Annotated in this window: 12 protein-coding genes; 6 read left to right on the forward strand and 6 right to left on the reverse strand. The window is 45.8% G+C overall.

What is annotated here, in order from left to right:
* Nucleotides 1-35: 35 nt before the first annotated feature.
* The 3 genes from infA to aat form a co-directional block, all read right to left on the reverse strand.
* Nucleotides 36-254: a translation initiation factor IF-1 gene (gene infA, locus AKJ31_RS19910; protein WP_001040192.1), complete on the reverse strand. Its 219-nt coding sequence runs from the start codon at nucleotides 252-254 to the stop codon at nucleotides 36-38.
* Nucleotides 255-335: 81 nt separating this feature from the next.
* Complete coding sequence (locus AKJ31_RS19915; RefSeq protein WP_053410780.1) at nucleotides 336-1,034, reverse strand: arginyltransferase; 699 nt, start codon at nucleotides 1,032-1,034, stop codon at nucleotides 336-338.
* Entirely contained in the window at nucleotides 1,024-1,752 is a 729-nt protein-coding gene (aat, locus tag AKJ31_RS19920) for a leucyl/phenylalanyl-tRNA--protein transferase (protein ID WP_053410781.1), read from the reverse strand. The genes AKJ31_RS19915 and aat overlap by 11 nt, the downstream gene beginning before the upstream one ends.
* 19 nt (nucleotides 1,753-1,771) lie before the next feature.
* Here aat and AKJ31_RS19925 point away from each other — a divergent pair, with 19 nt between their 5' ends.
* Entirely contained in the window at nucleotides 1,772-2,227 is a 456-nt protein-coding gene (locus AKJ31_RS19925; RefSeq protein ID WP_053410782.1) for an outer membrane lipoprotein, read from the forward strand.
* A 158-nt stretch (nucleotides 2,228-2,385) separates the two neighbouring features.
* Nucleotides 2,386-3,666: a 3-phosphoshikimate 1-carboxyvinyltransferase gene (gene aroA / locus AKJ31_RS19930; RefSeq protein ID WP_053410783.1), complete on the forward strand. Its 1,281-nt coding sequence runs from the start codon at nucleotides 2,386-2,388 to the stop codon at nucleotides 3,664-3,666.
* Between the two features lie 50 nt (nucleotides 3,667-3,716).
* Here the strand turns inward: aroA and AKJ31_RS19935 are convergent, their stop codons facing one another.
* On the reverse strand, nucleotides 3,717-3,965 hold the full coding sequence (locus tag AKJ31_RS19935; protein ID WP_053410784.1) for a YciN family protein: 249 nt from the start codon (nucleotides 3,963-3,965) through the stop codon (nucleotides 3,717-3,719).
* 359 nt (nucleotides 3,966-4,324) lie between these two features.
* Here AKJ31_RS19935 and topA point away from each other — a divergent pair, with 359 nt between their 5' ends.
* The 4 genes from topA (at nucleotide 4,325) to AKJ31_RS19955 (ending at nucleotide 11,201) form a co-directional block, all read left to right on the forward strand.
* Nucleotides 4,325-6,955: a type I DNA topoisomerase gene (gene topA / locus AKJ31_RS19940; RefSeq protein WP_053410785.1), complete on the forward strand. Its 2,631-nt coding sequence runs from the start codon at nucleotides 4,325-4,327 to the stop codon at nucleotides 6,953-6,955.
* 490 nt (nucleotides 6,956-7,445) lie between these two features.
* The gene (gene glgC / locus AKJ31_RS19945; RefSeq protein WP_053410786.1) at nucleotides 7,446-8,663 is read left to right on the forward strand and encodes a glucose-1-phosphate adenylyltransferase; all 1,218 of its coding nucleotides are present in this window, start codon (nucleotides 7,446-7,448) and stop codon (nucleotides 8,661-8,663) included.
* Nucleotides 8,653-10,113, forward strand: coding sequence for a glycogen synthase GlgA (glgA, locus tag AKJ31_RS19950; protein ID WP_053410787.1), 1,461 nt, complete (start codon nucleotides 8,653-8,655; stop codon nucleotides 10,111-10,113). Before glgC ends, glgA begins: the two co-directional genes overlap by 11 nt.
* A 284-nt stretch (nucleotides 10,114-10,397) precedes the next feature.
* Nucleotides 10,398-11,201: an alpha/beta fold hydrolase gene (locus AKJ31_RS19955; RefSeq protein WP_053410788.1), complete on the forward strand. Its 804-nt coding sequence runs from the start codon at nucleotides 10,398-10,400 to the stop codon at nucleotides 11,199-11,201.
* Here the strand turns inward: AKJ31_RS19955 and AKJ31_RS19960 are convergent.
* Both AKJ31_RS19960 and AKJ31_RS19965 read right to left on the reverse strand, forming a co-directional pair.
* Complete coding sequence (locus AKJ31_RS19960) at nucleotides 11,198-11,503, reverse strand: DUF7577 domain-containing protein (RefSeq protein WP_053410789.1); 306 nt, start codon at nucleotides 11,501-11,503, stop codon at nucleotides 11,198-11,200. The genes AKJ31_RS19955 and AKJ31_RS19960 overlap by 4 nt on opposite strands.
* Nucleotides 11,503-12,195, reverse strand: coding sequence for a TVP38/TMEM64 family protein (locus AKJ31_RS19965; protein ID WP_053410790.1), 693 nt, complete (start codon nucleotides 12,193-12,195; stop codon nucleotides 11,503-11,505). The genes AKJ31_RS19960 and AKJ31_RS19965 overlap by 1 nt, the downstream gene beginning before the upstream one ends.
* Nucleotides 12,196-12,282: the final 87 nt, after the last annotated feature.

Here is a 12,282-nt window from a genome sequence, read left to right on the forward strand (position 1 = left end):
CAGCTCCGTTTTTTGTTGTATTCGATAATCAGAGATTAACGAGCACGGAAGACGATGCGACCTTTTGATAGATCGTATGGAGTCATCTCTACAGTTACTTTGTCACCAGTAAGAATACGGATGTAGTTCTTACGCATTTTACCAGAGATGTGAGCAGTAACTACGTGGCCGTTTTCTAGCTCAACACGGAACATTGTGTTTGGAAGAGTATCAAGGACTGTGCCTTGCATCTCAATTACGTCTTCTTTAGCCATTTAATCCTCTTTTAAAAAATGGGCAATTTTGCTCGCCGTATAATGCCGAACAAAATGAATTTAGTAAAGTTGGAGCGTATTCTACCCTTGCCAACGCTGATTTACTAGCCTTTGATGGCGTTGAAAGCGGACTTTATAGCTCATTGCTGGGCATTCATCAATTTGATAACCAAGGTACAGCCACTGTTTTCCTTCTCGCTGACAGTATTCCAATTGAATCAGTACCCCCAGTGTTCCTAGAGATATTTCGTAGTCCGGATCATAGAAGGTATAGAAGGCGCTGGCACTGTTAGTCAGGATGTCGGTAACGGCAATCGCGACCAGTTTATCGTCGTCATAAAGATGCAAATATTGGGTGTTAAGCCAATTACACTGTGAGAATTGGGCGAACTCATCCTGCTTAGGTGGATACATTGAACCGGTATGGTGACGCGCTTCGATGTAACGTGAGTAAAGGTCAAACCAACCATCGTCCATGTGTGATTTGAACTCCCAGCGGAAATCTCGAGTCTTGCTACGTAGCCTTTTCTGGCTTTTTGACGGTTGGAAATCTGGCACAGCAACACGTAACGCTTCACAAGCTTGGCAGTTATCGCAATGGGGCTTGTAGATGGTATTTCCGCTGCGTCGAAATCCGTTAGCGAGTAACACTTCGTAATTTGAGGTTGTATGCATGGCAGGGTCAAGCGCCACTGCCACTCGTTCTTGTCGTTCGGTCAAGTAGCTACATGGATGGCTATCGGTTAGGCCAATACGGATTTGCTGAAGATCAGAGCTCATTTATACCCTCTAGCGGTAATGTTAACCACTGTTCACTAAAACAACGTTTATCGATAGGCTCTTTTTTATAGGATAGCAGTGTTTGTGCAAATTCCTCTCGCTGCAATTCATACGCTCCCAAAGATTGAAGGTGAGGATTCATCACTTGGCAGTCGATTAACTTACCGCCAAACTGCTGAAAGTGGTGACAAAAGTACCACAGTGCGATTTTTGACGCGTTGGTGCTCAAGCTAAACATCGACTCGCCACAAAAAATCTGTCCTACGGAAATACCGTATAAACCGCCGATGAGTTTCTCATCTTGCCACACTTCAACAGAATGGCAGTTTCCTCGTTGAGCGAGTCGTTTATAGGCTGCACGCATATCTTCGTTTAACCACGTTTCTTCTTCGCTTCGTACAGCGGCACAGAAATCGATCACTGAGTCAGTGGCTTTATTTATACTTACCTTATAAGCGTGTTTTTTTTGAAATTTTTTGAGACTTTTGGCGGGTTTAAAAGTCATAGGGTTAAATACTGCGCGCGGAGTAGGGCTCCACCATAAGATGGGTTCACCTGGCCCATACCAAGGGAAAATGCCATGCTGGTACGCAAGCAGTAATCGTTCTGGCGATAAATCACCACCAAAGGCAAGTAGACCGTTTGGGTCGGCAAGTGCGTTTTCAGGTGATGGAAACCATAATTCGTCTGGGTCTAGCTCAGTCAGATAAATTGCCATAAATACGAGGAAACAAGGTATGAGAAAGTGGTTATGGATCTTATTGATTTTTCCTTTGCTTGCCAATGCGGCGTATGAAAGAAATAAAGCTCGACCAGTAAATAATGTCGTGTTTGGCCAAGTTGAGACAGTCCGTTACATGACCCAACAGGATGTGGTTCGCGCAGAACACAGCGGTTGGGAGACGCTGCTGGGGGCAGTGGTTGGCGGTGTGATAGGCAATCAATTTGGTGGTGGTCGAGGTAAAGAGGTCGCCACAGCGATTGGTGCGGTGGCGGGGGCGACGATAGTAAGAAACCAAGCTCAGCAAGAATATAGAGTCGAATATCGTTTGGTAGAGATTTTGATCAAAACCGAAAAAGGTAAGTTGATTGACGTTATTCAAGATGTGGACAACAACATGCTGTTTGAGCGTGGTGATAGAGTTCGTATCCTCTATTTTGACGACGGAGTCAGAGTAGATAAAGAGTACTGATGGCGAACTGGTAGTACTTCATCCTAAACTGCATAAATATCCTTGTTTAATGCCGCTTAGAGGCTAGTTTTACGCAAAGTTTTTAGATAGTCTGCAAGTACGAAGAATTTTTCATCGTCCGGTGAGTAAGGCTGGGCGAGCAAGGAATATCAATTTTAATGGAAAGCCTTACGTTACAACCTATCAATAAAGTCAATGGTGAGGTTAACTTACCTGGTTCAAAAAGTGTTTCTAACCGCGCGCTACTTTTGGCTGCGTTGGCAAAAGGAACGACGCGTCTAACTAACCTGCTCGACAGTGACGATATCCGTCATATGCTGAATGCGTTGACCAAGCTTGGCGTTAAATATCAGCTTTCCGACGACAAAACCGTGTGTGAAGTGGAAGGTCTGGGCAAACCGTTTGAAGCGACAGAAGCTCAAGAGCTGTTTCTTGGCAACGCGGGTACTGCGATGCGCCCATTGGCGGCAGCACTGTGTCTAGGCCGCGGCGAGTTTGTGTTAACCGGTGAGCCACGTATGAAAGAGCGCCCAATCGGCCATTTGGTGGATGCTCTAAAACAAGCTGGCGCGCAAGTCGAGTACTTGGAAAACGAAAATTACCCACCGCTTAAGATTACAGGTACAGGCCTCGCAGGCGGTACCGTCGAAATTGACGGTTCTATCTCAAGCCAGTTCCTGACCGCATTTTTAATGTCTGCGCCACTTGCGCAAGATGATGTGACGATCAAGATCATCGGTGAACTTGTTTCTAAACCGTACATCGATATTACGCTGCACATTATGGCGCAGTTTGGCGTTGAAGTTGAAAACCGTGACTACCAAGAATTTGTCATCCGTAGCGGCCAATCATATGTTGCTCCTGGCGATTTCTTGGTCGAAGGTGACGCATCATCAGCGTCTTACTTTTTAGCGGCGGCGGCGATCAAAGGCGGCGAAATCAAAGTTACCGGTATTGGTAAGAAGAGTATTCAAGGTGACATTCAATTTGCTGACGCGTTAGAAAAAATGGGTGCTGAAATTGAATGGGGCGATGACTACGTGATCTCTCGTGTCGGTCAACTGAAAGCGGTTGATATGGACTTTAACCATATTCCAGACGCGGCAATGACGATCGCGACGACAGCCTTGTTTGCACAAGGTACAACGGCAGTTCGCAACGTGTATAACTGGCGCGTGAAAGAAACAGACCGTCTTGCGGCAATGGCGACTGAGCTGCGCAAAGTCGGTGCGGAAGTGGAAGAGGGTGAAGATTACATTATCGTCACGCCACCTGCGCAACTGAAGCACGCAGCGATCGACACCTATGACGACCATCGAATGGCAATGTGTTTTTCGTTAGTTGCACTGAGTGACACGCCAGTGACCATCAATGACCCGAAATGTACCTCAAAGACGTTCCCAGACTACTTTGATAAGCTTGAGTCGTTAAGCTGTTAGTCCATAGCATGAAAAAGCCAGAGTTTACGCTCTGGCTTTTTTCTGGTCGACTATTTCTCTAGGGTAAATTCTTTAGATAAATGATGGGCTAAGTACTTAAACATGTTAAATACCGCGGTTGTTTTTGGCGTTGGCAACCCATTTTCATCCAAGAAGTATTCGCCTTTAAATACCAGCACGTCATCTTTTTCTTCGACGCTGTCAGCGCGCATGCCTTCGATATAGTCGGCGTGTTCTTGGATAACGTGGTTAGCGATCAACAACAGCTCAAATTTTGAAATGACTTTCTTCTCACTCATGATCTTACTCTTGGGTTATTAGCTTTATATAAAAGAGGTGAAGTGATTGTAGGAATTTCGCGGGCGATTTCAAATGCCCTAGATCAAGGAAGAGCGAAGCGTCTAGAGAGCAATCAGGTTTGGTTTTGTGACAAAAGACATAAAAACCTGTTACCGACTAGCAGAATCTGAATAGTGACGTTTAGTATGTGACACTTTCAAACCTGTCGCCATTCGTCGAATTGTCGAGCAGTCAAAATGAATTTTGAAAAAAGGTATTGATCTTCTAGTATTCTCGCACAATAGTAAAAAAAGAACTTAATTATTAAGTATGCCGTGCGTTAAAGCATCGCATTCATTATAGGACACTTGAGTCAAATATGGGTAAGTCACTGGTTATTGTGGAGTCGCCAGCCAAAGCGAAAACCATCAATAAGTATTTAGGTAAGGACTTCATCGTAAAGTCCAGCGTGGGTCACGTACGTGATCTACCAACTGCTGGCCAAAGTACTGGTCAGAAAGCAGCAGCGGTATCAACCAAAGGCTTAAGCCCTGAAGAAAAAGCCCGAATCAAAAAAGAAAAAGATCGTAAATCACTGATCAAGAAAATGGGTATCGACCCATATCATGGTTGGGAAGCAAACTACCAAGTGCTTCCTGGCAAAGAGAAAGTGGTTGCTGAACTTCAGAAGCTGGCTAAAGATGCAGATTGCGTCTATCTCGCAACCGATTTAGACCGCGAGGGAGAGGCTATCGCTTGGCACCTTCGTGAGATCATCGGTGGCGATGAAGAGCGATACAAACGCGTTGTATTTAACGAGATTACCAAAAACGCTATCCAACAAGCTTTCCAGAGCCCTGGTGAGTTGAGCATGGATGGGGTTAACGCACAGCAAGCGCGTCGTTTCATGGACCGAGTAGTAGGCTTTATGGTCTCACCACTCCTATGGAAGAAAGTCGCGCGTGGCCTGTCTGCGGGTCGTGTACAGTCTGTTGCGGTAAAATTACTTGTTGAGCGTGAACGCGAAATCAAAGCGTTTGTTCCAGAAGAATTCTGGGATATTCACGCGGACACCAAAACGTCAGATAAAACGGACTTCCGTTTACAAGTGGCGCAAAAAGACGGTTCTGCATTTAAGCCTGTCAATGAAGCGGAAACTAAAGCGGCAATGTCAGTGTTGGAAAAGGCCGCTTACGAAGTGTGTAAGCGTGAAGACCGTCCGACATCAAGCAAGCCTTCTGCACCATTTATTACGTCTACGCTACAACAGGCGGCAAGTACGCGACTCGGTTACGGCGTTAAGAAAACAATGATGCTTGCGCAGCGTTTGTACGAAGCGGGTTACATCACCTATATGCGTACCGACTCGACGAACCTAAGTGCGGAAGCGGTTGATACTGTTCGTGACTACATCAACAGCGAATTTGGTGAAGCTTACCTGCCAGCGAAAGCGAATGTGTACGGTAGCAAGCAAGGTGCACAAGAAGCGCACGAAGCGATTCGCCCTTCAGATGTGACAGTGAAAGCGGAAGACCTAAACGGTATGGAAGCAGACGCTCACAAGCTTTATTCGCTGATCTGGAATCAATTTGTTGCTTGTCAAATGACGCCAGCAAAATACGACTCCACGACTGTCAGTGTTAAAGCAGCAGAGTACACGCTGAAAGCAAAAGGTCGCATCCTTAAGTTTGACGGTTGGACTCGCGTTCAACGCCCATTAGGTAAGAATGAAGACCAAATCCTGCCGGCGGTTCAAGTCGGTGATAAGATCGAGCTGATTAAACTCGATCCTAAGCAACACTTCACCAAGCCGCCAGCACGCTTTACTGAAGCTGCGTTGGTTAAAGAGCTTGAGAAGCGTGGTATTGGCCGTCCGTCTACGTACGCATCGATCATTTCAACTATTCAAGACCGTGGCTACGTAAAAGTCGATCAGCGCCGTTTCTACGCCGAGAAAATGGGTGAAATCGTTACAGACCGTCTGGATGACAGTTTCCATGAGTTGATGAACTATGAGTTCACGTCACGCATGGAAGAAAAACTTGACCAAATCGCAGAAGGCCAAGTGAACTGGAAAGGCGTTCTGGATAATTTCTTCAAAGACTTTACTGGTGACCTAGAAAAAGCGGAGCAAGACGAAGACCACGGTGGTATGAAGCCAAACCACATCGTCTATACGGACATCGAATGTCCAACGTGTTCTCGTCCGATGGGTATCCGTACTGCATCAACCGGTGTGTTCCTAGGTTGTTCAGGTTACGCGTTACCACCGAAGGAGCGTTGTAAAACAACCATCAACTTGGGTGACGAAGAAGGCATTATCAATGTGCTTGAAGAAGACGTTGAAACCGCTGCACTTCGCGCTAAGAAGCGTTGTCCAATCTGTGAAACCGCGATGGACGCTTACCTAATCGACGATAAGCGCAAACTGCACGTTTGTGGTAATAACCCGAACTGTGAAGGTTATGTGGTCGAGCACGGCGAATACAAAGTGAAAGGTTATGACGGTCCAGTTGTCGAGTGTGACAAGTGTGGCAGCGACATGGTGCTGAAGAACGGTCGCTTTGGTAAGTACATGGACTGTACTAGCGAAACCTGTAAGAACACTCGTAAGATTCTAAAGAATGGCGAAGTTGCGCCACCAAAAGAAGACCCAGTGCACCTTCCTGAGCTACCGTGTGAAAACTCAGACGCGTACTTTGTACTTCGTGATGGTGCGTCAGGTCTATTTTTGGCCGCGAGCACGTTCCCTAAATCGCGTGAAACACGTGCACCGTTGGTAGAAGAGTTGGTGAGATTCAAAGATCGTTTATCACCAAAATTCCACTACCTAACGGAAGCGCCACAAAAAGACCCTGATGGTCTACCTATGGTTGTTCGCTTTAGTCGTAAGTCTAAAGAAAACTACGTGCGTTCAGAGATTGATGGCAAGCCATCTGGTTACACTGCTCTGTATGTCGACGGTAAGTGGGAAATCACAGATAAACGCAAGAAACCGGCGAAAAAATAGGTTAAGATAATGCGAATAAAGCAGCCGATAGGCTGCTTTTTCGTGGATCGCATAATTTCAAACTGCAGCGACACTTGTTATCGAATTAACACTCGCTCTCCTTCCTCTACTCGCAAAGGGTAGTGTTCAATCAACCCTTGAGCTTGCTTACTATAAGCGTTATTTCATATGAAACTGATATGCGATGAGTGTCACTTTTATGTCGCTATATTGGGACAGTTTTGTATTTCAATTCCAAGATAATGTGAGCCACTTCCGGGTGATAAAAACTATTCATTGTATGGTTATTAGTAACGTACAAATCAAATTGTAATCTTCCTGAAATACGATAACGTGTAGATGGGTTGTTTGGTTCGCTGAGTGCACCAAATGACTGCTTGTAACGCTTGTTGTCTGGACTATCCAACGAGTCTCTGCGGGTAGTTTCAGAGATATGAGATAAGCCCCCAAATTATGCTTATCCTAAAAACTATAAAATGGAGAGAACTATATGGCTGGTGTTTTAGGTATGATCCTTGCTGGTGGAGAAGGCTCACGCTTACGTCCATTGACTGAATCTCGCAGTAAACCTTCGGTACCGTTTGGAGGCAGCTACCGACTAATCGATTTCGCGCTAAATAACTTTATTAACGCCGATCTGATGCGCATCTATGTTCTAACCCAATTTAAGTCGCAATCCCTGTTCCATCACCTGAAAAAAGGGTGGAACATCAGTGGTATTACAGATCGTTTCATTGACCCAATCCCTGCGCAAATGCGTACAGGTAAACGCTGGTACGAAGGTACCGCAGACGCAATCTATCAAAACTTACGTTTTATGGAGCTTGCAGAACCTGATCATGTTTGTATTTTTGGTTCTGACCACATCTATAAGATGGATATCAAACAGATGCTGACTTTCCATCAAGAAAAGCAAGCATCTCTGACTGTTTCGGCACTTCGTATGCCGCTTTCTGAAGCCTCTCAATTCGGCGTCATCGAAGTAGACGAAGAAGGACGCATGATTGGCTTCGAAGAAAAACCTGCCAACCCAAAATCTATTCCTGGTGACCCTGAGCATGCATTGGTATCGATGGGTAACTACATTTTCGAAGCACAAAAGCTATTTGCTGAACTGATTGAAGACGCAGATAACCCTGAGTCAACGCACGACTTTGGCCACGATATCATTCCAAAAATGTACCCAAATGGCGATGTTTACGTGTACGACTTTAGCTTGAACACCATTCCGGGTGAGAAAGAAGAAGTTTACTGGCGCGACGTGGGTACGATTGAGGCGTACTGGGAAGCGCACATGGATCTGCTGGGTAAAGACAGCGCATTCTCTTTGTACAACCGTAAATGGCCACTACATACTTACTATCCACCGCTGCCACCTGCAACGTTTACAGACTCGGTGAACGGCCGTGTACAAATCATTGATAGCTTAGTGTGTAACGGCAGTTATGTGCGTGGCTCAAGAATCGAAAAATCGGTACTTGGTTTCCGCAGCAATATCGCATCAGCGTGTGACATCAGCGAATGTATTCTTTTGGGTGATGTCAAAGTGGGTGAAGGCTGTGTGCTTCGTCGCGTGATTATTGATAAAGATGCAGATATCGCCCCAGGTACGCAAATTGGTGTTAACCTAACGGAAGATAAAAAGCTGTACCATGTGTCTGAAAACGGCATTGTTGTAATTCCAAAAGGAGCACGCGTTGGCTACTAAGAATTTTTCTATTCTCTTTGTAGCATCGGAAGTTGAAGGATTGATTAAAAGCGGTGGCTTGGCAGATGTTGCCAAGGCACTGCCTGAAGCACTCCTAGAACTTGATCAAGATGTTCGATTAACCCTTCCTGCATACCGAAAGGTTAATGGTATTGAATCTGCACCAGTTTTGCTGGAAACCAAACTAGAGCATTGGCCACATACAGAGTACAAAGTTCGTGAATTGACGGCTGCAGGCGTGAAAGCTTACGCGATTGATTGTCCGCAGTATTTTGACCGTCCAGAAATGTACGCTGAAAACAACCAAGCGTATCAAGACAATGGCGAGCGTTTTGCGTTCTTTAGCGCGGCTTGTCTCGATATGTTACCAAAACTTGGTTTTCAACCTGACATCATTCATGCCAACGATTGGCATACGGGCTTTGTGCCATTCCTACTGAAACATCGCTATGGAAACGATGCGTTTTTTGCTCAAACGAAAAGTGTCATCTCTATCCACAACGCGGTATTCAAAGGGGTGTTCAGTTACGACGAGCTGCAATGTTTACCTGAGTTTCATGGGCGATACGCACCTGATGCAGCGGTAAGCACCACTCACGTCACTATGCTCAAAGCCGGTGTGATGAATGCAGATAAAATTAATGCAGTAAGCCCAACCTATGCAGAAGAGTTGAAGACGCAGCTAGGTAGCCACGGTATGGCGGCTGAGTTTCAGTCACGTGCTGACGATTTAGTCGGTATCCTTAATGGATGCGACTATTCGGCGTGGAACCCTGAAACCGATCCTCTGTTGCCTGCGAACTATCAAGCTGATGAAGCAAGTATGGTTGAGGGTAAAAGTGCCTGTAAGCGCGAGTTACAAAAACGCGTGGGTTTGCAGGTCAGAGACGTTGCCATGTATGGCATGGTGTGTCGTTTGACCAACCAAAAAGGCGTTCACTACCTATTGCCAATCTTGTCTCAGTTCCTCAACAACGATGTACAGGTTGTTGTGGTCGGAACTGGCGATCCTGTTCTCGCGTCGCAACTCAAAGAAGTTGAAGCGTTACATAGCGATAAATTCAAGTTTATCGAAGCCTATGATAACGGTTTGGCGCATTTGGTTGAGGCGGGTTCTGACTTCTTCCTGATGCCATCTGAATTTGAACCTTGTGGTTTGAACCAGATCTACAGTATGGCTTATGGCACACTGCCGATAGTTCGCGGTGTTGGTGGCTTGAAAGATAGCGTGCATGATTTCGATACAGATCCACAAGTGGCGACTGGTTTTGTATTTCTAGAGCCAGAACCCACTGCTTTGTTGTTGACAATGCAGCGTTCGTTACTGCTGTATGCTCAGCAACTCAGCGAGATTCGACGCGTGCAGCTTTATGCAATGCAACAGAATTTCTGTTGGAATAAAGCCGCGCAGGAGTATATCAAGCTTTACCAACAAGCATTTCAATACTGATAAAGTTAGAGCAAAGGCGTCAATTGGCGCCTTTATTCATTTTAATCCCATGCCTAAGGACACGAATTTGATTTTGAGGAATTAAAAGCACGCGACTTTGTGGTAGTCTGCATGCCCGCAAAACCAGAACATTCAGCCACGACCTACATTGTGTGTGCTCTCTGTCAGCTAAACTAGTCTGATGGGCACAAGATGGTGCTGAGCAAGTGGCGGTATATAATCACTTACAAAGTTCTTTGATAACGACCGGAAAGTGAGTCGGTCAATTTGGTAGTATTAGCGATATGACTTCATCCCTGCTTTTTCATAAAACGTTCGAACATCCAACCAGCGATGAATGGGTGGTGTTTGTGCATGGCGCGGGTGGCAGTTCATCGATTTGGTTTAAACAGATCAAAGCGTACAAACAGCATTTCAATCTGCTTTTCGTCGACCTGCGTGGCCACGGTAAATCCAATCAATTGCTCAAAGAACTGATCGCCAATCGCTATACCTTCAAAGAAGTCACTCAAGATATCGTTAAGGTGCTTGACCATTTAAAGATCTCCTCAGCGCATTTTGTCGGAATGTCGTTAGGAACCATCATTGTGCGCAACATTGCGGAGATTTCTGCAGAACGTGTGAAGTCAATGGTGCTAGGAGGCGCTGTAACCCGCCTTAACACCCGTTCACAGTTCCTTGTCCGTGTAGGTGGCCTTTGCAAGCATATCGTGCCTTACATGTGGCTATACAGCTTATTTGCCTACATCGTGATGCCGCAGCGAACGCAAAAAGAGTCGCGCCACTTGTTTGTCCGCGAAGCCAAAAAGCTGTGTCAGAAGGAGTTTAAGCGTTGGTTTATTCTTACGTCCGAAGTGAATCCGCTGATGCGTTACTTTAAAGAACGTGAATTACCGATTCCAACTTTGTATCTGATGGGAGAGCGTGACTACATGTTCATTAAGCCGGTGAAAGAGATGGTCGAGGTTCATAGCCACAGTCAACTATTAGAGATCCCCGACTGTGGTCACGTGTGTAACGTCGAGCGACCAGATGAGTTCAACCAGCACTCGATTGCGTTTATCAAACAGCAGATCAAACCCGCTTAAGGTGATTCAGAGCCACAGTTCCAGCACAATGCAAACTGTGGTTCGTTACTTTCTCCGCACTTGTGACAACGCCAGACTCGTCCAGTATCAGGTTGCTGATAATCGCCAACAATTGCTCGTGCAATGTCTACTTGAGAGACATCCAATAGCCACACATAAGGTTCACTCTGCTCTCCAAAAGGGATCTCTCCCTGCAAACCAAAGATACCTTCTCCACGCACTTCACAGGATATTTGCTGCGATTTAAGCAGTTCGCACACGATATGCGCTTCGGTTGGATTGTGGGCAGTAAAAATCTTCATTAGGAATGGCCGTTACCCGTTTGCGGCGTGCCTTTCAGTTTTGTCATAACCCATTTTGCACACACGGGAAACAGACCAAGCAAGGCGAAAGAGAGCAAAACGGAAGGGGAGACAATGCCCGATAAGCTTTCAATTTGTGCCAACTGTGTACCAGCGTTGAGGTACACCGCGGTACCCGGCAGCATGCCTAGTTGACTGACCAAATAGAAACGCGCTGTCGATAGCGGCGTTAAACCCATCAGCAAGTTGATGAGGAAAAATGGAAATACAGGGATTAAGCGCAACGAGAATAGGTAAAATGCGCCATCACGCTCTATACCTTGGTTGATGGCATTGAGTTTGTCACCGAATTTGCTTTGAACCCATTCCCTTAACAAGAATCGGCTGCTTAAAAAGGCCAGTGTCGCGCCGATGGTGCTAGCAAACGAAACTAGGACCAAACTAGTCCAGAAACCGAATAGGGCGGCACCTAACAGTGTGACAACCGCCGCGCCGGGGATGGAAAAGGCGGTAATTGCGACGTAGGCAAGAAAGTAAACCGATGCCGCAAGAGCGAAATTACTATCGATGTAGTCAGCGAGGGCGACTTGTTGCGCTTTGGCGTTTTCAAGGGTGAGGTATTGGCCAAAATTGACGGCTAGGAACACAATTAAGCCAACAAGTAGCAAACCAAGGATCAATTTTTTATTCATAACAACACCCTATTAAACGCTGCCTAAGAGTACAGCATGGGAAGGTAAATAACCTTCGATACACGAAATTATTGATATACCGGATAA

Source organism: Vibrio hepatarius (assembly GCF_001274785.1).
Taxonomy (GTDB): Bacteria; Pseudomonadota; Gammaproteobacteria; order Enterobacterales; family Vibrionaceae; genus Vibrio; species Vibrio hepatarius.